This window comes from Mycobacterium sp. NPDC050041 (assembly GCF_049541695.1).
Lineage (GTDB): Bacteria > Actinomycetota > Actinomycetes > Mycobacteriales > Mycobacteriaceae > Mycobacterium.
This window is the reverse complement of sequence record NZ_JBMVDG010000007.1, coordinates 251,667-271,972: the sequence shown is the minus strand read 5'-3', so window position 1 is coordinate 271,972 and position 20,306 is coordinate 251,667. Positions and strand designations below refer to the sequence as shown.

18 protein-coding genes are annotated in these 20,306 nt (G+C 69.6%); 5 read left to right on the top strand and 13 right to left on the bottom strand.

Features of this window, described 5'->3' with window-relative positions:
• Positions 1-96: 96 nt before the first annotated feature.
• The 6 genes from ACPCHZ_RS21745 to ACPCHZ_RS21720 form a co-directional block, all read right to left on the bottom strand.
• The gene (locus ACPCHZ_RS21745; RefSeq protein ID WP_423486627.1) at positions 97-1,137 is read right to left on the bottom strand and encodes an NAD(P)-dependent alcohol dehydrogenase; all 1,041 of its coding nucleotides are present in this window, start codon (positions 1,135-1,137) and stop codon (positions 97-99) included.
• A gap of 6 nt (positions 1,138-1,143) precedes the next feature.
• Positions 1,144-2,421 (bottom strand): cytochrome P450, encoded by a 1,278-nt coding sequence (locus ACPCHZ_RS21740; protein ID WP_423486626.1) that lies wholly within the window; start codon positions 2,419-2,421, stop codon positions 1,144-1,146.
• 12 nt (positions 2,422-2,433) lie between these two features.
• Positions 2,434-3,831: an NAD(P)/FAD-dependent oxidoreductase gene (locus ACPCHZ_RS21735; protein ID WP_423486625.1), complete on the bottom strand. Its 1,398-nt coding sequence runs from the start codon at positions 3,829-3,831 to the stop codon at positions 2,434-2,436.
• Positions 3,828-4,043 carry a ferredoxin gene (locus ACPCHZ_RS21730; RefSeq protein WP_423486624.1) on the bottom strand — a complete coding sequence of 72 codons (216 nt, stop codon included), beginning with the start codon at positions 4,041-4,043 and terminating at the stop codon, positions 3,828-3,830. Before ACPCHZ_RS21730 ends, ACPCHZ_RS21735 begins: the two co-directional genes overlap by 4 nt.
• 225 nt (positions 4,044-4,268) lie before the next feature.
• Positions 4,269-4,565, bottom strand: a complete 297-nt coding sequence (locus ACPCHZ_RS21725) for a hypothetical protein (protein ID WP_423486623.1) — start codon at positions 4,563-4,565, stop codon at positions 4,269-4,271.
• Complete coding sequence (locus ACPCHZ_RS21720) at positions 4,565-4,894, bottom strand: heme-binding protein (RefSeq protein WP_423486691.1); 330 nt, start codon at positions 4,892-4,894, stop codon at positions 4,565-4,567. The genes ACPCHZ_RS21725 and ACPCHZ_RS21720 overlap by 1 nt, the downstream gene beginning before the upstream one ends.
• Before the next feature lie 460 nt (positions 4,895-5,354).
• On the opposite strand from ACPCHZ_RS21720, the gene ACPCHZ_RS21715 reads away from it, so the two are divergent.
• On the top strand, positions 5,355-7,484 hold the full coding sequence (locus ACPCHZ_RS21715) for an FUSC family protein (protein ID WP_423486622.1): 2,130 nt from the start codon (positions 5,355-5,357) through the stop codon (positions 7,482-7,484).
• 58 nt (positions 7,485-7,542) lie between these two features.
• Positions 7,543-7,932 (top strand): PaaI family thioesterase, encoded by a 390-nt coding sequence (locus tag ACPCHZ_RS21710; protein ID WP_423486690.1) that lies wholly within the window; start codon positions 7,543-7,545, stop codon positions 7,930-7,932.
• Positions 7,933-7,938: 6 nt separating this feature from the next.
• Here the strand turns inward: ACPCHZ_RS21710 and ACPCHZ_RS21705 are convergent, their stop codons facing one another.
• The 7 genes from ACPCHZ_RS21705 to ACPCHZ_RS21675 all read right to left on the bottom strand — a co-directional run bounded on the left by ACPCHZ_RS21705 (position 7,939) and on the right by ACPCHZ_RS21675 (position 16,279).
• Positions 7,939-8,430, bottom strand: a complete 492-nt coding sequence (locus ACPCHZ_RS21705) for a beta-class carbonic anhydrase (protein WP_423486621.1) — start codon at positions 8,428-8,430, stop codon at positions 7,939-7,941.
• Between the two features lie 112 nt (positions 8,431-8,542).
• Complete coding sequence (locus tag ACPCHZ_RS21700) at positions 8,543-10,408, bottom strand: ArnT family glycosyltransferase (RefSeq protein ID WP_423486620.1); 1,866 nt, start codon at positions 10,406-10,408, stop codon at positions 8,543-8,545.
• Between the two features lie 25 nt (positions 10,409-10,433).
• A complete protein-coding gene (locus ACPCHZ_RS21695) occupies positions 10,434-11,717 on the bottom strand; it encodes a glycosyltransferase (RefSeq protein ID WP_423486619.1) in 1,284 nt (427 codons plus the stop codon).
• 55 nt (positions 11,718-11,772) lie between these two features.
• Entirely contained in the window at positions 11,773-13,677 is a 1,905-nt protein-coding gene (locus ACPCHZ_RS21690; RefSeq protein WP_423486618.1) for an ArnT family glycosyltransferase, read from the bottom strand.
• Positions 13,678-13,699: 22 nt separating this feature from the next.
• Entirely contained in the window at positions 13,700-15,304 is a 1,605-nt protein-coding gene (locus ACPCHZ_RS21685; RefSeq protein WP_423486617.1) for a sensor histidine kinase, read from the bottom strand.
• A complete protein-coding gene (locus ACPCHZ_RS21680; RefSeq protein WP_423486689.1) occupies positions 15,282-15,986 on the bottom strand; it encodes a response regulator transcription factor in 705 nt (234 codons plus the stop codon). Before ACPCHZ_RS21680 ends, ACPCHZ_RS21685 begins: the two co-directional genes overlap by 23 nt.
• A gap of 104 nt (positions 15,987-16,090) precedes the next feature.
• Positions 16,091-16,279 (bottom strand): hypothetical protein, encoded by a 189-nt coding sequence (locus ACPCHZ_RS21675; protein ID WP_423486616.1) that lies wholly within the window; start codon positions 16,277-16,279, stop codon positions 16,091-16,093.
• Positions 16,280-16,532: 253 nt separating this feature from the next.
• Between ACPCHZ_RS21675 and ACPCHZ_RS21670 the strand changes: the two genes are divergently transcribed.
• Genes ACPCHZ_RS21670 through ACPCHZ_RS21660 form a run of 3 tightly spaced genes read left to right on the top strand, consistent with a single transcriptional unit; the run spans position 16,533 to position 20,289 of the window.
• Positions 16,533-17,510 carry an ABC transporter permease gene (locus ACPCHZ_RS21670; RefSeq protein WP_423486615.1) on the top strand — a complete coding sequence of 326 codons (978 nt, stop codon included), beginning with the start codon at positions 16,533-16,535 and terminating at the stop codon, positions 17,508-17,510.
• Positions 17,507-18,442 carry an ABC transporter permease gene (locus ACPCHZ_RS21665; protein WP_364973989.1) on the top strand — a complete coding sequence of 312 codons (936 nt, stop codon included), beginning with the start codon at positions 17,507-17,509 and terminating at the stop codon, positions 18,440-18,442. Before ACPCHZ_RS21670 ends, ACPCHZ_RS21665 begins: the two co-directional genes overlap by 4 nt.
• A complete protein-coding gene (locus ACPCHZ_RS21660) occupies positions 18,439-20,289 on the top strand; it encodes a dipeptide ABC transporter ATP-binding protein (RefSeq protein ID WP_423486614.1) in 1,851 nt (616 codons plus the stop codon). The genes ACPCHZ_RS21665 and ACPCHZ_RS21660 overlap by 4 nt, the downstream gene beginning before the upstream one ends.
• Positions 20,290-20,306 lie beyond the last annotated feature (17 nt).

Here is a 20,306-nt window from a genome sequence, read left to right as displayed (position 1 = left end):
CGGCGCGTGTGTCAACGCCCGGTACCGGCCCGACTGCGCGGCGAGTCGCCGATGTGCGGCCGATTCGCCGACGACGCGCCGGACGTTTGACGTGCTTCAGTCGTTCGGCGTGATGACGGCGCGGCCGTGGATTTTGCCCTCGTGGAGCAGGTGGTAGGCGTGGGCCGCGTCATGGAGAGGGAAGTGCTCGACGAGCATCTTGATCTTGCCGGACTGCGCGAGGTCGATCACCTCGATCAACTCCGGAATGGACCCCCAGAACGGTGCGGCCACCGAGCACTCGTTCGGCGGGCTGTGGAAGTTCACCGGCAGCGCCGCGCCGCCCACACCGATGATCGTGATGTGGCCGAGCACCCGCGCCACCTGCGCCGCCATCGTCAACGTCGGGTTCACGGCGACGAAATCCAGGACGACCTCCGCGCCGTGCCCCTTCGTGATGTCCTTGATTCGCTTGACCGCACCGTCACCGGACACGAGGGCTTCGTCGGCACCGAGTGTCTTCGCGATCTCCAGCTTGTCGTCCGAGGTGTCCACGGCGACAACGGTCGTCGCCGAGCACAGCGCCTCGAGCACTTGAATGGCCATCTGTCCCAGTCCACCGGCGCCGATGACGACCGCGGTCGATCCCGGGCCGAGGAGGTGAACGGAGCGCTTCACCGCGTGATAGCTGGTGAGCCCAGCGTCGGTGAGCGGCGCGGCGTCCCGGGGGTCGAGATCGCCCAACGGAATCAGGTAGCGCGTCGACGGCACGAGCAGGTACTCGGCCATGCCGCCGTCGGTGCCGCCGAGGCCACCCGGGCTGGGCTTGCCCGGTGTCTGGCAGTAATTCTCCATGCCCTTGCGGCAGTTCATGCACAGACCGCACCCCCACGGGCCGTAGACGATGACGGGGTCCCCCGGTGCGAAACCCGTTGTACCCGAACCCATCTTCTCGACCCAGCCGGCGTTCTCATGTCCCAGCGTGAACGGGAGCGTGAAGGCCGTGGTGTCGGGTGGCGACTCCAGAACGTGCAGATCCGAGTGGCAGGCGCCGGCGCCGCCGACCTTGATCAGCACCTCCCCCGGGCCGGGTTCCGGCACCGGCACGTCCCGGAGTCGGCCGGGCTGCTGCCATTCGACGAACTGAAAGGCCTTCACAGCGAGCTAGTCCGCGATCCGGTCGAACTCGACCTCGAGATGCAGCGGTCCGCGGAAAACCTGATTCTGGCGATAGGGCGGCGGATCCACGACCAGTCGGGGATTCTCGACCCGGCGCAGGAACGTCTCGACCGCGATGTTGACCTCGAGTCGCGCCAGTGGCCCACCGACGCAGCTGTGCACTCCCCGGCCCCAGCCCACGTGCTGGTTGTCGGGCCGCTCGATGTCGAACTTCTCGGGGTCCGGGAATCGCTTCGGGTCGCGGTTGGCGGCCCCGTAGAGCAGATGCACCGCTGATCCCGCCGGGATCACGGTGCCCCCGACCTCCACGTCGGCGGTGACACTGCGGCTGGGAAAGAATTGGACCGCCGACTGCAGCCGCAACACCTCTTCGATCGCCTTGGGAATCAGTTCCGGCTTTTCGCGAAGCAGGTCGAGCGATTCGGGGTTGCGCAACAGGAGCAACACACAGTGGGCGATGGTGTTGACCGTCGAGTCGTGTCCGGCGATCAGCAGGAGCATCGCGTTGGCCGCGGCCTCCTCGGGCGTCATCGGTCCGTCAGGACCGTCGTGGTCGTTCACCATCTTCGACAGCACGTTGTCCTGTGGGTCCGTCAGGAAGCCCTGGATCAGGTCGGCCATGTACGCGGTGAGCGCCGCGGTGCTCTCCTTGCCCTTCTGCTTGCGGGCCTGCCCCTCTTCGGTGGCGGCGTCCGGACCCATGTCGGCGCCCGCCATGAAATCGAAGATCCAGCCGTGGAACGTGGGCTCGTCTTTCAGCGGAACGCCGAGGATCTGGCAGATGACGGCCACCGGAACCGGGTAGGCGTAGTCATCCACGACGTCGAAGGTGTTGCCGCCCTTCGCCTTGGTCTTGTCCAGCGATGTGTCGCAGAGCGACTGGATGTCGGCGGCCATGGCGGGGATCACGTTCGGCGAGTGCGGCGGCGCGAAGTGCCGCATCACCTGCCGGCGCTGCCTGTCGTGTTTGGCTGGATCCGACACGATCAGGCTCGGCTCCCGGCCGTATGCCTGCATGTGCTCGGCGCCGACGTCGGCCTGCGTATGGGCCGCCGGCTGGGCCGAGATCGGACTCTTCGAGATGTCCGAGCTGACGTGCGGGTCGTGCGCGAGTTGCAGCAGCTCGCGGTATCCGGTGACGACATAGACCTTGTCGGCCACCTGCACCACGGGTGTCTTTCGTAGCTCGTCGAAGAACCGGTAGGGATCGTGGCGGTTCTCGTACCTCATCGCCTCGGTCCAGGCGGTCTCTGCGGTGGTCATGCGCCTCCAGTCCTAGCGGGCTTTGGGGCGGTACTCGGCGCCCCGTGACGTCGGATCATGGCCGGTGAGAACGACATCCGGGATCCCGGTCGGTGCGCGCGGATCGCCGAACCGCGCCGACATCGGCTCGGCGTCGGTGGGCACGTCGTAACCGGGTGGCGGCGGCGGGAACGGCGCCGACTGCTCGATGAGCCGGGCGTAGTACTCCAGCCACTTGCCGTGATTGAAGGTGATGGCACCGACGATGCGGCCGTTCTTGCCGAAGGCCGCAGCGAAGCGGAGATGCTCCACCGAGCCTTGGGTGAACACGATCTCGTCGCCGAAGGAACACACGCCGACCCCTTTGATGTTCACTCCGAACTGGCCGGACCAGAACTGCGGCAGCGGCAGGTGTGGACGCCGCCCCTTCTCGAGGTTGACCATGTTGTGCGCCGCGGTCCGGGCGCCCAGCACAGCGGCGTCGACGTGCTCGATCGCCATGAACTGGTACTCGTAGAGGACGTGCGGGGCCCGCGCGATGTCACCGGCGACGAAGATGTTGTCGGTCACCACGCCGTTGATGTCGAAGGCGCGGCAGCCGGCGTCGCACGCCACACCCCAGAACCCGCTGGCGAGCTCTGCGCCTTCGAGCCATTCGATGTTGCGGACGGACCCCAGCGACGCCACCACGACGTCGACGTCCAGCAGGGTGCCGTCCGAGAGCTGAGCTTGCCGGACATGACCGTCGGCATCACCCTTGAGGGCCTCCACCGCCACCCCGGTGCGCAGATCGACACCGGCGTCGCGCTGCATCTTGGCGGCGATGTCGCCGATCACCCCGCCCAGCGGTCCGACCAGCGGTGCGCTGGACCGCTCCGCGACCGTCACATCGAGCCCGAGATCCCGGCAGACCGAAGCCATCTCGGACCCGATGAACCCGGCCCCGACGATGAGCACCCGCTTCGGGCGAGCCTTGAAAGCCGCTTGTATCCGCGCGGCGTCGTCGCTTGTGCGCAGGGTGTAGAGGCCCTTGAGCTTCGCCTCTTCGGGGTTGAACCACCCGCGGGAGCGGACGCCGGTGGCGATCAACAACCGGTCATAGGGCACCTTGTCGCCGTTGGCGAGAAGCACTTCCCGGTTGTCGCGATCGAGACCGGTGGCCGCCACCCCCAGTTTCCAGTCGGCATTGACCTCGCGCAGGCGCGGCAGCTTGGTGTTCTCGGCCGGCACCCATCCCTTGAGCACCTGCTTGGACAGCGGCGGGCGATCGTACGGCTCGTGCACTTCGTCGCCGATGATGGTGAGCGAGCCGGTGAAGCCCTCGTCGCGCAGGGCTTCTGCGGCGCGCAAGCCCGTCAGCGATGCCCCAACAATGACGATCCGGCCCTCGGCTTTGAATGTCCTGACCAGGTCGTCGATCAGCGACCTCACAGTGTCACCCGATCCGAGGGCGGGTTCATCTCCGCGATGATCGCCTGCACCGGGCACGAAGCGACCGCTCGAGCGACCTGCTGGCGCTGCGAATCGTCGGGGTTCGGGTCGTAGGCGAGCGCCTCCTCGCCCTGCAGCTGGAGCACGTCGGGTGCCAGCGGGACACACTGCGCATATCCCAGGCACCTGTTCAAGTCCACGACAATGCGCATGCTTTTCGGCTCCTTCTCAACCGGCGCCGAGGGCTGGTCAGCGCTGCTCCCGAGCTCGGAGCGATTGTGCTGACGGTACGGTAAATCCGACGCGTGTGCTGCGGTAATGAAAGAGCTTCGGAGGGATGTGAACGTGGGGCAAAATTGAACCCTGGATTCGGCAAACGAGCTTCTGTGGTTCTCGGGCGACCCGGCCGTGGGGCGCGGCCTTTCAATCCGAGAGGCTCAGTTGCACCCGCCCGCGTTGACCCACCGGCCGTTGTAGCTCACGCACCCGGTGACGTTCGGAGGCGGCGGCGGGTCGTACGGCATGGGCGCGTAATAGGCAGGCGGCGGAACATACGGCGCGACCGCGTCGGCGACGTTGGCACAGCCGCTCACCGATACCCGTCGGCCGGCGCTGACGCACACGTCGGCGTTCGCGATCCCGGGACCGGCGACGGTGACGATCGCTCCAGGGATGGTCGCGAGGGCGAAGACGCACACCGAGGCGGCGGCCCACGTCCGTGTCGAGTGAGTCATCAGCCACCCACAGGGGCTGGTGCATCGCAGCGTGCCCGCAGGTCGGAAACCGGCCGACGGATCCCGTTGATCTCGGCCTCGACCTGGGGGTTGGCGTCCATATAGGTCTGGACCCTGCCGCGCACTTCCTCGTTCGGGAGCCCACGCAAGCTGGTGAAGAAGTTGTTGACGTCCGGGTGGCTGAACAGATACACCCCCATCGCGGTTCCTACTGTGCCCGAGGCTTGGGCAAGGTCCCCGGCTGTACAGCCAGGCGGCGCGGGCGGAGGAGGGGGCAGAGGTTGCGCGGACGCCAATGCGGCACCGCCGAACAACAACGCACCGGCCATCACCCCGCTGCCGATCAATCCGGTCACCGCACGGCGTGCGGAAGAGCCCGACAAAAACATGGGTGACCGCCTTTCCTCTGGTCTGGATCGCAACCGGACGGTTACTGACACCTGAAGCTAAGCACTACCAGCGGACCACCCGAACGGTATTGACGCGATTGGCAGTTCGCCGTCAGGCATCGCAGCGCCGTCGACTGCCGAAGCGCGCAGCCGACGACTGTGACGAACGCTTACGAATGGCTGGTCCGACGCGCGCTGACGCTTCAACCTTGGGGCCCGCGCCAAGCCGACCAAAGGTCAACTGGATCCCTTGGGATCGATCCGCTGTCATGAGCGAAAGGAGTTCTCGTGCGGAACGAGTCACGCGTCCATACGATGTTCCCGAACGTCGATAACGGTGACCAGCCGCTGCTCGTGAGGATTCTTCGATGAGGTTGCCGCCGTGTCCATGATCCGCCGTGTGTCGGCGCGCGTAGAGATCTTCGACCCCGGTTACGTGCGGACGCGCCGTGGCGCCCGGGCCGTGGGCGCGACCGTGCTCGCATGGGCCACCATGGTCGCGGTGACGTCCGCGTTCGACGTCGCGGATCCGGTGCGTATCACGCTGTTCGCGGCGGGTGCCGCTTTCGAGGGCGCGTTGCTGGCGCCCGATCCGCGACCCCGGGACCGTGCGGGCACCCTCGGCTGGGCGGTCGTGGTGTCGACGCTCGCCGTCATCCTGACGGTCGCCCTCACCCGCCAGGCAGTCTGGCTCGGTGCGATGCTGCTTGTGCTGCTGATGTTCTCGTCGTATGCGCTGCGGGCGTGGAGCACCCGGATCGCGAGTCTGGCGCTGATGGGTGCGATCACCGTCTATGTCACCGGCGCCGGGCACATCACCGTCGGCAGGGTCGGGTGGTTCGTCGTCGCCCTGGCTCTGGGGTTCGGCTGGCTGGCCATCTGGGAATCGGTGATCTTGCGCGATGTTCCGGTGCGGTCGCTGACCCGTTCGGTGCACGCCTTCGCTCGCCGCGCCGCCGAAACCGTCGCCGCCGCCGTCGACGTCCTCAACACGTCCCGCGACGGAACGCCCCCCGACCGTGCGGCGAGAGCACTGCATACGCGTCTCGAACGGGCGAAGTCCTGCCGTAGAGCGACCGAAACGCAGTTCGCCGGCGCCGTCGCGCACGGGATGTCGCCGCAGGACGTCGATCGGCTACGGGTTGCGCTGCATTCGGTCCAGAAGGGACTCGAGGACCTGGTCGCACAGGCCGAAGATCCGGGGTGGCTGCGGTCGCTGCCCGATGAGATCGCCTGGTCTGTCACCAGCACCCTGCACGGGCTCGCCGTTGCGTTCGGCGACGACTCCGACGACAGCGCCAGGGACACCGTAGCCGGCAGGGCCCGGGTGCTTCGCGGCCACATCCACGGCGCGCTCACCGAGACGACCGAATGCGGCGCGGCGCCGTTCCCGCCGCGAACGCTCCTCGCGGCACTGTCGCTGCTCTCCGCCGGCGAGGTCATCGCGCAATCCCTGACGCGGACACAGGATTTGGTAAGCGCGGCGTCCGCGGCGGTCGGCACGGCCACGACTCCGGCCGCCGACGCTCCGCAGACCGATCCAGCAGCTCGACTCGTCTCGCCCACCATGACACTCGCGATCCAGGCCGTCGTCGCAGCGGTGGGGGCCGGCCTGATCGCCAAGGCCGTCGGTAACGAACAGAGCCTCGTGGTGGCCTGGACGGCGTTCGTCGTCCTCGCCGGATCCGCGGGGCTCTCGGCGCGCCGAGCCTTCTCACGCCTGCCTGCAACAATTCTCGGCGCAGTAGGCGGAGTGGCCATCGCCGCCTGTGTGCCCCAGGGGGTGTTCTGGACCGTCGCCGTGGTCGCCATCGGCGTGTTCCTGACCATCGTCAGCGCGCCTGTCTCCTACCCCGCGATGGTGTTCTGGATGAGTATCGCGTTCGTGCCGCTCTTCGCCACCGAAGGCCGCTACCTCGATCTGGTCAGGGACAAGTCGGTCGCGGCCCTCATCGGTGGCTGCGTCGCGGCGGTCGTGGCACTCACCATCGCGCCGATTCGCGACACACGCGAAATCCGTCCGGCTGTTCTCACGTACCTGAAAGCTCTCGATGGTGCGCTCGAATCGCATCTGCCGGGCCGGGAATCCGACGTCCCGGCGGCCGAAGCGGAACTGGACCGCACTCACGCTGCAGTGCTGACGAAAGTCGCATCGGCCGCGACGGAGATCAGCGTCTTCTCGCAACCCGACGCCGTGCGGGACGAACAGGCTGTGCACATCGATGCCGTGCACGAGGCCTATCTGCGGCTCACCCCGCTGTTGTCCGACGGGTCACGGCGACTGCACGGGTGGACCGACGACCGGGTTTGCACGGGAATACGGCAGCTGCGCGAGGCCATCGCCGCAGCGCGCGGCGATGCCCCCGTGGAGGGTGAGTCGGATGCCAAGGACCCCGTCGTCCCCGAGACCGACGGCACCCTCGAATTGACCGACTCACTCCGGCGGGTGGATCAGCTCGAGTCCGATCTGAACAGCCTCGCCGCGGTGCTCAACGGCCGGGCTGACGCAACACGATTACCCCGGAGGTAATTGCCCGGCCTCTCACACTGGAGACATGACGACGATTCAGCCCCGCACCGGCGCCGAGGTGATGGCCGCCTTCATCCCGCAGTCCCCGTTCGCCGTCAAGCTGGGCATCGTTGCGGAGCGGCTGGACCCTGACGAGGTGCGGCTACTGCTGCCGTGGGACCCGACCAACACCACGATCGGCGACATGGTGCACGGCGGGGCCATCGCGGCGCTGGCCGACGTCACCGTGATGGCCGCGGCATGGGCGGGCGCCGACGTACCCGACGATCTGCGCGGGGTGACCACGTCGATGACCGTGCACTACCTCGCGCCGGCGCGGGCCACCGATCTGGTCGGCGTCGGCCGGGTGCTGCGGCGCGGCAAGACCCTCGTCAACTGCGACGTCGACGTCGTCACCCCCGACGGCATCGCGGTGGCCAAGGCGATCGCCACCTACAAGGTGGGCTGACGCAGGCTAGACCGTGACCTCGTTCAGCTTGCCGGTGGCGACGTCGAACACGAAGCCGCGCAACGACTCGTGCTTGGTGACGAAGGGGCTGGCCTCGATACGGCGGATCGACTGACGCACATCCTCCTCGAGATCCGGGAAGGCCTCGGCGGCCCACTGCGGCTTGAGGCCCGTCTCCTCCTGGATCGACCGCTTGAAGTCGTCGTCGGTGAACGTCAGCATGCCGCAGTCGGTGTGGTGGATCAGGATGATCTCGGTGGTGCCGAGTAGGCGCTGACTGATCGCCAACGAGCGGATCTCGTCGTCGGTGACCACGCCGCCGGCGTTGCGAATGACGTGCGCCTCCCCCTCGGCCAGGCCGAGGATCCGGTACACGTCCAATCTGGCGTCCATGCACGCCACCACGGCGACGTGCCGGCTCGGCGGCAGCGGCAGCGGCCCGCTGAAGTCCCTGGCGTAGTCCTCGTTGTTCTTCAGGTACTCGTCGGTCGCGGACATGGGTCCTCCTGCGGTCGCGGCAGCCAAACGCCCAGAAGATAACAACACACCCATGCGCATGACTGCATTGGGAATCAGCACGATTCTGTCTTCTCGGGCGGAGAAGCGGCGGTCAGCGGGTGCGCAGGTCGTAGACCGTCGTCCCGCCGACGTCGCCGGCCGGGAAGTTCTGCTCGACCCACGCCGTGATCTCGGCGGCGCTGCCGTCGCGGTGCCGGGGCGGCCCGCCGTGCTCATTGCTCGCGAGGAAGTAGCCCACCTGGCCGTCGGCGACGTACTGCTGGAACTGGGTGAGCGTCGGTGAGTCGTCAGATCCGGTGAACCCGCCGATCGCCATGATCGACGTGCCCGTTTCGAGTTCGAGCCCGCTCACGCTCATCGACCCGATTCCCGCTGCGGCCCAACGCCGGTCGACCGACGTCAGCAGCGACTCGAGCGCTTCGTTGTCGCTCGCCGCACCGGGCGGTGCGCCGCCGGGACCGCGTCCGCCCGGACCGCCGAACCCGCCATCACGCGCCGGTCCGGACATGGTGCCCGGACCGCTGGACGGATGGGCGACGTTGTAGACCGCGAACGCCGCCGGTGCGGCGAGCGCGGACAACGCCGCCGCCAGCACCACCACCGCGGTCGCGCGCCGCAATCGGTGCACGCGCAGCGCCAGCACCACGGTCGCGGCGACAGCGACGGCGAGCACGGCCCATCGCAGCGCAGGCACGAAGTCCGGTGTGCGGTCGAGCAGGACGAACGCCCACACCCCCGTGACAACCACCATCGCGGCCAGCACGATCCGCGGCAGCAGGTGCGCACGGTCCCGCCACAGTTCGGCGGCCGAGTGGCCGACCAGCGCCGCGACGGCCGGCGCCAGCGCCACCGTGTAATAGGGATGGATGGTGCCGTCCATGAAGCTGAACACCGCACCCGTCACCACCAGCCAGCCGCCCCACAGCAGCAGCGCCGCGCGCACCCCGTCGGTGCGCGGCGCGCGGCGGGTGAACCAGATGCCCGCCGCCAGGCCGATCAACGCGGCGGGCAGCAGCCACGACGCCTCGACACCCATGGACGCGCCGAACAACCGGCCGATGCCCGCCTGGCCGCCGAAGAACAGATTGCCGCCCGGGCCGCCGCCGGGTCCACCGGCGCCCGGCCTCTCGCCGCCGGCGATACGCTCGATCCCGTTGTAGCCCAATGCCAACTGCAACAGGCTGTTGTCCGTCGAGCCGCCGATGTAGGGCCGTAAGCCCGCCGGCCACAACTCGACCAGTGCGATGTACCAGCCTGCCGACACGACCATCGACACGGCTCCGACGAACAGCAGGCGGACGCGGTGCCACCACCCCACCGGTGCGGCGACCAGGAAGGCCAGCGCGAGGCCAGGGACGACCAGGAACGCCTGCAGCATCTTGGTCAGGAACGCGAAACCCAGCGCGCACCCCACGAGTACCAGCCAGCGGGTACCCGCGGTCTCGATGGCGCGCACCATGGCATAGGCCGCCGCGACGAGCAGCAGCACCAGCAGCGCGTCGGGATTGTTGAAGCGGAACATCAGCGCGGCGACGGGTGTCACGGCCATCACTGCGGCGGCGACCAGGCCTGCGGCGGGTCCGCTGGTGCGCTTCACGGCGGCGTAGAGCAGCGCGACGGTCGCCACCCCCATCAGCGCCTGGGGCAGCAGCATGGTGAACGGGCTGAACCCGAAGAGCCGACCGAACAGCGACATCACCCACAGCGCGGCGGGCGGCTTGTCGACGGTGATGGCGTTGCCCGCGTCCAGCGAACCGAACAGCCAGGCCGTCCAGCTCTGGGTGCCGGCCTGCGCGGCGGCCGCGTAGTAGTGGTTGGCCCAGCCGGACCGGCCCAGGCCCCACAGGTAGAGCACGGCCGTGGCGACCAGAAGTGCCGGCAGGGCCAGCCGCTGCCAGCGCGGCTTCTCGGCGGCGGTGATGGAGCCGGCGACCGGCTGGGGAGCGGTGAGTGTCATCGGAAGTCCTCGATCGTGTTCGGAGTCAGCGGGTTCGGCGGGGATGGAAGACCCAGCCGCGGAGCAGCAGGAAGCGCATCACGGTGGCGACCAGGTTGGCCGCGACCAGTACCGCGAGCTCGAGAGCGCGATGCGGCTGCGGAATCAGCCCATGCAGCAGGGCCAGCGATCCACTCGTCACACCCAACGCGACGGCGAAGACGAGCAGGCCTTGAACGTGGTGGCGGACCATCGAGGCGCGCCCGGCCACCGCGAAGGTGAACCGCCGGTTGGCCGCGGTGTTGCCGATCGCCGTGACCAGCAACGCCACCAGATTGGCCGCCTGCGCGCCGAACACTCCTCGGGTCAGCATGAACAGCGCCAGATAGGCGACGGTCGACACGACGCCGACCGCACCGAACCTGACCACCTGCCGCAGCAGCGACGTCCGCGGCGCGCACATCCGTGACGAGCCCAGCTGCGCGGCGAGCAGATGTACCGGGATCGAGCCGTCGGCGAAGCCGCGCAGCAGTCGGCCGATCCCCCTGAGATCGGCGGCGGCGGTCGCCACGATGTCCACCCGGCTGTCCTCGTCGTCGATCCAGTCGACCGGCACCTCGTGGATGCGCAGGCCGCTGCGCTCGGCCAGCACCAGCAGTTCGGTGTCGAAGAACCACCCGGTGTCGGTGACGTAGGGCAGCAGCTCGTGCGCGACGTCGGCGCGGATCGCTTTGAAGCCGCACTGCGCGTCTGAGAATCGCGCCGACAGCGTCGACCTGAGCAGGAAGTTGTAGCAGCGCGAGATGATCTCGCGCTTGGCGCCGCGCACCACCCGGGCACCGCGATTCAGCCGGGTGCCGATCGCGAGATCGGAATGGCCGGAGATGAGCGACGCCGTCAGCGGAGCCAGCGCCGCCAGATCGGTGGACAGGTCCACGTCCATGTACGCCAGGACCTGCGCATCCGACGCCGACCACACCGCGTGCAGCGCCCGCCCGCGGCCCTTCTCCTCCAGGCGCACGACGCGGACATCGCCGAGTTCGACGGCGAGTTCTGCAGCGATGCGCGGCGTTTCGTCGGTGCTCGCGTTGTCGGCGATCGTGATGCGCGCAGGGAACGGGAAGTCCTCCGACAGGTGGCGGTGCAGGCGGCGGATCGAATCCGTAAGCGCTGCTTGCTCGTTGAACACCGGAACGACGACATCGAGGGCCGGCACGCCTGCGGCACGGGCGGCCAGCGCGGCGTTCGGCCGGCAGGCGAAGCGCGTGTTGCGCTCCGCGGCGGGCGCTGCGGCGCGGGTGGCGCCGGGTTCCAGGGCGGTGTCTGTCATGGCTCCATCGTCGGGTCGTGGGGTGTGTTCGATGTGGGCACAACCTGTGCGGCGGCTATGAGTCGGCGGCCGGTGCGTCGAGGTCGTAGATCACGACACCGTCGAGGACCGTCGGCCGGAAATGCGCCGCGACCCACTCGGCGATCAGAGCCGCGTCGCGGCTGCCGCCGTCGCCTCCGGCCTTGGCGCCCCGCATCAGCCGGCCTTCCACGAAGTAGTGGATCCGGTGTGCGGCCACCAGCTGCTCAAATTCCGCCACGGTCGGCGCCGGGTCCGTGCCGTTGAACCCACCGACGGCCATCACCGGTGCGCCCGTGGCCAACTGATAGCCGGCGGCGTTGTTCGACCCGGCCACCGCGGCGGCCCAGGTGTAGTGCTGCGCATCGGCGGACAGCGCGGCGGTCAGCCGCGGTCCCGGCGTCGGCGCGGACAGCAGACCGACCGGCCCGGCGAAACCGTGGCCAGGGCCGACCGGCCCGGCGAATCCGTGCCCCGGGCCGCCGGGCCCGGCGAAGCCGCGGTCGGGGCCGACGGTCGGTATCGCGCCGGTGTGCGGTGTGGCGGCGGTGGCGATCGACCACACCGCGGGCGAGGTCAGGCAGACGGCCACGGCGATGGCCGCCGCCGCCCGCGCGAGCCGCTCCGGCAGTCGCCGGTTGACCAGTAACAGACCCGCTGCCACCACTCCCGCGCTCACCACCACCGTGCGCAGCCACGGCAGGAAGGTGTCCTGGCGGCCGAGGAGCACCGCCGCCACCCCCGCCGTGAGGAGTACCGTCGCCGACATCACCGCCGCCACTCGCGGATCGGAGCGGTTGCGCCACAACAGTATCGAGCCGATGCCGATCGCCGCGCCGATCGCCGGTGCGAGCGCCACGGTGTAGTAGGAGTGCACGATGCCGTGCATGAAGCTGAACACCACCGCCGTCACCACCAGCCAGCCGCCCCAGAGCAGCATCGCGGCGCGTACATCGCGTCGGCGGCTGAGCACGGCGGCCGCCACCAGGCAGACGATCGCGGCGGGCAGCAGCCAGGCGATGTCGGCACCCATGCCCGCACCGAACAGCCGCCCCCAGCCGACGTCGTGGTTCAGGTTTCCCAGCCCGCCCGTCTCGGCGCCGGTGAGCCTGCCGAAACCGTTGTAGCCCAATGCCAATTCGACAATGCTGTTGTGCTGCGAGCCACCGATGTAAGGCCGCTCCGACGCAGGCCACAGCTCGACCAGCAGCAGATACCACCCGGCGGCGATCACCATCGCCACTCCGGCGCCGAGCAGGTCTGCCGTACGACGGCCCAGCGACCGGTGACCCGTGCACAGGTAGGCCGCGGCGAAACCGGGCAGCACCAGCAGCGCCTGCAGCATCTTGGCCAGGAACCCGAAGCCGACGGCGACGCCCGCGGCAATCAGCCACCACCGGCTGCTGTCGGGCTCACACGCCCGCTGCACGCAGTAGGCCGCCGCGACCAGCAGCAGGACGAGCAGGGCGTCGGGGTTGTTGAAGCGAAAGATCAACGCCGCCACGGGCGTCAGCGCGAGGACAGTGCCGGCGATGAGGGCCGCGCCCGGCCCGCTCACCCGCCGCACCGCCGCGTACAGCAGTGCCACCGCGGCCACCCCCTCGATCGCCTGCGGCGCCAGCACGCTCCACGGGTGCAGCCCGAACAGCCGCACCGACAGATCCATCACCCACAGGGCGGCCGGAGTCTTGTCGACGGTGATGGCGTTGGCGGCGTCACTCGATCCGAACAGCATCGCCGTCGCGTCGGAGCCGCCGGCCTGTGCGGCGGCCGAGTAGAAGGCGTTGGCCCATCCGCTGGCGGACAGGTTCCACAGGTAGAGCGCGGCGGTACCGAGCAGCAGCACCGCGTGCGCGATCCGCTGCGCTGCGGCCCGAGGCGTCCGAAAATCCCGGCTCGGCGTGGTTGTCTGCGTCTCTTCGTGGGGAGGTGCCAGGGTCACCCGTCAATCCTGGTGACCCGGACTAGGTGTGCGATGAGGCCGCGCTGTGGGTCGGCTGTGTGGACCCGGGCAGCCGAACGACGAAGCGGGTGCGGCCCGGTTCGCTGTCCATGGCAATGGTGCCGCCGTGCGCGCGGACGACGGCGGCGACGATCGCCAGCCCCAGGCCGGTGCTGCCGCCGCGTCGCGAGCGGGACGAATCGCCGCGCGCGAACCGCTCGAAGACCTCGGGCTGCAGCCACTGCGGGATGCCGGGCCCGTCGTCGAGGACGGTGAGCACCGCGTCACCCGCATCGACGGCCAGCGACGCGGTCACCGACGTACCCGGGGGTGTGTGGGTGCGGGCGTTCGCCAAGAGGTTCGCCAGCACCTGCTGCAGGCGTGCCTCGTCGCCGGTGACCAGCACCGGCTCGTCGGGCAGGTCGAGTGACCACCTGTGCTCGGGGCCGGCGACATGAGCGTCGCTGACCGCGTCGACGGTCAGCCGCGACAAGTCCACCGGCTCACGCTCCAGCGGGCGGCCATCGTCGAGGCGCGCCAGCAGCAGCATGTCCTCGACGAGGCGGGTCATCCGCTGCGTCTCGGACTCGACCCGGTTCATCGCGTGCGCGACGTCGTCGGGTAGTTCGCCGGACTTGCGTTGCGCCAGTTCGGTGTAACCCCGGATGGCGGCCAGCGGGGTGCGCAGCTCGTGGCTGGCGTCGGCGACGAACTGGCGCACCCGGGTCTCGCTGGCGTGCCGCGCCGACAGCGCGTCGAAGATCCGATCGAGCATCCGGTTCAATGAGGTGCCGAGCTGGCCGACCTCAGTGTGCGCGCCGGCGGGATCGACCTCGACGATCGGTGTGGGCAGCCGCACCTCGCCGCGGTCGAGTTCCAGATCGGCCACCTCGCGGGCGGCCGTCGACACCCGCGACAGCGGGGCGAGCTGGCGGCGGATGACGACGATGCCCACCACGGTGCCCGCGCCGAGCGCCACCGCGCCGACGACACCGAAGATCAGCAGCACCGACAGCACGGTGTCGTCGACCGCCGATGTCGGCAGCCCGGCGACGATGACCCCACGCGGGCCGTGGGCGCGGCTGGCGATGACGCGGTAGCTGCCCAGCCCGTCGAGCTCGACGGTGGTCGGAGTCTCGTTCGCCGGCACGTCGGCGAGCTGGGCGGCCGCGGCGGGACTGATCTGCGCCGGGGTGCCGTCGGCAGTGATCACCCCGGCGTCCAGCCGGTTGCGGCCGATCACGGCGCCGACCGTCCCGGCGGCCTGCCCTGGTGCGTTCAGGAAGGCCGGGCCGGGGCCGGCTTCGTCGCGGATCATGATGCGCCGCGGGAACGGCGGCGGCGGAGGGAACCCCGGCGGTGGTCGCATGCCCGGCGGAGGGAACCCCGGCGGCGGCGGACCGAACAGACCGACCGACCGCCGGCCCGCCTCGACCACCTGGGCGTCGAGCTGATTGGACAGGAAGCGCTGCAACACGACGACGGTGCCGATGCCGACGACGGCGCAGACCAGCGCCAGCAGCACCACCTGAGTGACCAGCAGCCGGACGCGAAGCGACCAGGTGCGCGGAGACCAGATGTGGGTGCGGCCGTCGACGCCCGGGTCAGCGAGCGGGCTTGAGGACATAACCTGCGCCGCGCAGCGTGTGGATCATCGGCTCACGGCCGCTGTCGATCTTCTTGCGCAGGTAGGACACATACAGCTCGACGATGTTGGACCGGCCGCCGAAGTCGTAGCTCCACACCCGGTCGAGGATCTGCGCCTTGGACAGCACCCGCCGGGCGTTGCGCATCATGAAGCGCAGCAGCTCGAACTCCGTCGCGGTGAGTGAGATGACGTCGCCGCCGCGCGTCACCTCGTGGCTGTCCTCGTCGAGCACCAGGTCGCCGACGACGATCTGCGCGCCGCCCGACTCGCTGGCCACCCCGGTGCGCCGCAACAGCGCCCGCAGCCGCAGCACCACCTCCTCGAGGCTGAACGGCTTGGTGACGTAGTCGTCGCCGCCGGCGGTCAAACCGGCGATGCGGTCCTCGACGGAATCCTTGGCGGTGAGCAGCAGCAGCGGCAGCCCGGGGATCTGTTCGCGCAGACGTTGCAGCACGTCGAGTCCACTCATGTCGGGCAGCATCACGTCCAGCACCACGACGTCGGGCGGGTTCTCCCGCGCCAGCCGGATCGCGGTCGCGCCGTCCCCGGCGGTGGCGATGTCCCAGCCCTCGTACCGCAGCGCCATCGTCACCAGCTCGGCGAGGACCGGTTCGTCGTCGACGACCAGGACGCGGATCGGTGCGCCGTCGGCACGACGCATGACGACCCGCTCGGCGTCGCTCTTGTTCACCACGGACACCAGTATCAGAGGTCCGCGTAGGGGAAGGCTGTGCGCTGTCTATGCGCGGGCTGTGAAACCGGGCGCTAGTTCTTGCCCACTGCGGGAGGCGCGCTGCTCGGCGTCACGGCGGGGGCCTCCTCGGGCGGGGCCTCCTCGCTGGCCTGCGTCGTGGTCGTCGACCCCGAGTCCACCGGCCCCGGGGGCTGAGCCACACTCGTCGTGCTGAAGGCGACGGTCAGACCACCCATGGCGAGCAACGCACTGGTGCCCACGGCAGCGGACGCGAGTCTGATTCGATTCGACGGCATCGCTCGGTTACTCCGTTCGGTCTGTCGGACAGTTCGCAGGAGGCCCGGTGACCCCTCCGGGAGGATGTAACCGATCGCGCCGGAGCCGAAACGCCGCCCCATCCGGCCTGCTCTGCGCCGCGCGTGGACGCGCCGGGGGCACGGCCATGACGACCTCACCGGCGTGGCTCTTCTACCCTGTGCCCATGCAGCCGAAGGCCGGGGAGGTCATGCGCCGATGACGCGCTTCCTGGCGCGCCGGCTGCTCAACTACCTGATCCTGCTGGCGCTGGCGTCTTTCCTGACGTTCACGCTGACCTCGGTGACCTTTCAGCCGCTGGACAGCCTGCTGGAACGCAGCCCGCGCCCACCGCAGTCCGCGATCGACGCCAAGGCCGCCGAACTGAACCTCGACGCGCCGATACCGGTCCGCTACGCCGACTGGGTCACCGGCGCGGTGACGGGCGACTTCGGCACCACGGTCACCGGCCAGCCCGTCGCCGAGGAACTGTGGCGCCGCGTCGGGGTGAGTCTGCGGCTGCTGATCGTCGGGTCGGTGCTCGGCGCGCTCATCGGGGTGGTGCTCGGCGCGTGGAGCGCGGTGCGCCAGTACCGGCTGTCCGACCGGGTGATCACCGTGGCGTCGCTGCTGTTGCTCAGCGCGCCGACGTTCGTGGTAGCCAACGTGCTGATCCTCGGCGCGCTGCAGATCAACTCGGTACTCGGGGTGCAGCTGTTCGAGTACACCGGCGAGACGTCCGCCGATGCGGTCGGCGGGGCGTGGAACCAGTTCGTCGACCGGGTGCAGCACCTGGTGCTGCCGACGTTCACCCTCGCGCTCGGATTCGCCGCCAGCTACAGCCGCTATCAGCGCAACGCCATGCTCGACGTGCTCGGTCAGGACTTCATCCGCACCGCACGGGCCAAGGGCCTCACCCGCAGGCAGGCGCTGTTCCGGCACGGCCTGCGCACCGCGCTGATCCCGATGGCGACGCTCTTCGCGTACGGGATGAGCGGCGTGGTCACCGGCGCGGTGTTCATCGAGAAGATCTTCGGCTGGCACGGCATGGGCGAATGGGCGGTGCAGGGCATCGCCACCCAGGACACCAACATCATCGCCGCGGTGTCGGTGTTCACCGGCGCGGTGGTGCTGCTGGCCGGACTGCTCTCCGACGTCATCTACGCCGCACTCGATCCGAGAGTGCGGGTGACATGACGCAACCAGGCTTCTCCTCCACCCAGTCCGGCGTCGACGCCGCCTCGTTCGCGTCCCGCCGCACCCTGGTGACCCGGCGGTTCCTGCGCAACCGGCTCGCGGTCCTCTCGCTGGTGCTGCTCGCCGCGCTGTTCGTCGCCTGCTACGCGCTGCCACCGCTGCTGCCCTACGACTACACCGAACTGGACTACTACGCGCTGCAGCAACCGCCCAGTCCGGAGCACTGGTTCGGCACCAACGCGCTCGGCCAGGACCTGCTGGCACTGACGCTGCGCGGCATGCAGAAGTCGATGCTGATCGGGGTGTGCGTGGCGTTCATCTCCACGCTGATCGCCGCGACGGTCGGCTCGATCGCCGGCTACTTCGGCGGGTTCCGCGACTCGGCGCTGATGTGGATCGTCGACCTGCTGCTCGTGGTGCCCAGCTTCGTGATCATCATGATCGTCACGCCGCGGCTCGACCCCGACGCGCGGGTGTTCTGGCTGATCGTGCTGTTCTCGGTGTTCAGCTGGATGATCAGCTCGCGCATCGTGCGCAGCCTGACGATGAGCCTGCGGACGCGCGAATTCGTCGTCGCCGCGCGCTACATGGGGGTCCGGACACCGCGGATCATCGTCCGCCACGTCCTGCCCAACGTGGCCTCCATCCTGATCATCGACACCGCACTCAACGTCGGCGTCGCGATCCTGGCCGAGACCGGCCTGAGCTTCCTCGGCTTCGGCGTGCAGCCGCCCGACGTGTCGCTGGGCACGCTGATCGCCGACGGCACGAAGTCCGCGATCACGTTCCCCTGGGTGTTCCTGTTCCCGGCCGCCGTGCTGGTGCTGATCGTGTTGTGCGCCAATGCCACCGGCGACGGCCTGCGCGACGCCCTCGACCCCGGCAGCCGTGCGTTGCGACGTGCGCGGCGGACCAGGGGCGGTGCCCGGTGAGCCCGCTGCTGGAGGTCACCGACCTGCACGTGTCCTTCCCCACCGAGCAGGCGTCGGTGCACGCCGTGCGCGGGCTGACCTACCGCGTCGAGCCCGGCGAGGTGCTGGCGGTCGTCGGCGAGTCCGGATCCGGCAAGTCGGCCGCGGCGATGGCCGTCGTCGGTCTGCTGCCCGAGTACGCCGAGGTCACCGGGTCGGTGCGACTGCACGGCGAGGAACTCCTCGACCGCGACGACCGGGCCATGTCGGCCGTCCGGGGCGCCCGCATCGGCACCGTGTTCCAGGACCCGATGTCGGCGCTGACGCCGGTCTACACCGTCGGCGACCAGATCGCCGAGGCGCTGCGGATCCATCAGCGCGACCTCGGCCGGGCCGCGGCTCGGCGACGGGCGGTCGAGCTGCTCGAGCTGGTCGGCATCCATCAGCCGGACCGGCGGGCGCGGTCCTTCCCGCACGAGCTGTCCGGCGGTGAACGGCAGCGGGTCGTCATCGCGATCGCGATCGCCAACGATCCCGACCTGCTGATCTGTGACGAGCCGACCACCGCGCTCGACGTGACCGTGCAGGCACAGATCCTCGACGTGCTGCGCACCGCCCGCGACGTCACCGGCGCCGGCGTCATCATCATCACCCATGACCTCGGGGTGGTCGCGGAGTTCGCGAACCGGGCGCTGGTCATGTACGCCGGGCGTGCGGTCGAGGTGGCCGACGTCAGGACGCTGTATGCCGACCGCCGGATGCCTTACACCGCAGGGCTGCTCGGCTCGGTCCCGCGCCTCGACGCCGGCCAGGGCACCCGCCTGGTGCCGATCCCGGGTGCGCCGCCGGCACTCGACGCGCTGCCGCCGGGATGTCCGTTCACGCCACGCTGTCCGCTGGCCATCGACGACTGCAGCGCCGCCGAACCCGACCTGCTGCCCGTCGCGCCGGGCCACACCGCGGCCTGCATCCGCACCGAGGACGTCGCCGGACGCAGCGCCGCCGATCTCTACGGGGTGAGCATCCAACCCGTCCGCGTGGCCGATGCGGAACCCGAAGACGCTGTGGCGCTGCGTGTCCGGAATCTGACCCGCACCTACTCGCTCACCAAGGGCGTCGTGCTGCGCCGCAAGGTGGGGGAAGTGCGCGCCGTCGACGGCATCAGCTTCGACCTGCCCGCCGGGCGCACCCTGGGCATCGTCGGCGAGTCCGGTTCCGGCAAGTCCACGACGCTGCACGAGATCCTCGAACTCGCGGGCCCGCAGGGCGGATCGATCGAGGTACTGGGTCACGACGTGGCCGCGGCGGACAAGGCGACGCGGCGCTCGCTGCGCCGTGAGCTGCAGGTGGTGTTCCAGGATCCCGTCGCCTCCCTCGACCCGAGACTGCCGGTGTACGAGGTGCTCGCCGAACCGTTGTCGGCCAATGGTTTCGGCAAGGCAGACATCGAAGACCGGGTCGCCGATCTGCTGACCACCGTCGGCATGCACCGCTCGGACGCCGCGCGCTTCCCCGCGGAGTTCTCCGGCGGCCAGAAGCAGCGCGTCGGCATCGCCCGCGCGCTGGCACTGCAGCCGAAGATCCTCGCGCTCGACGAACCGGTGTCGGCCCTCGACGTGTCGATCCAGGCCGGCATCATCAATCTGCTGCTCGACCTGCAGGACCGGTTCGGGCTGTCCTACCTCTTCGTCTCGCACGACCTGTCGGTGGTGAAGCACCTGGCCCACCGGGTGGCCGTGATGCACCGGGGCGCGATCGTGGAGCAGGGCGACGCCGACGCGGTGCTCGGCGAACCGCAGCACGAGTACACCCGCGCGTTGCTGGCGGCGGTGCCCCGACCGCCCGCGGAACTGCACGGCAACCGCTGATCGGTGCGGCGCGCCGC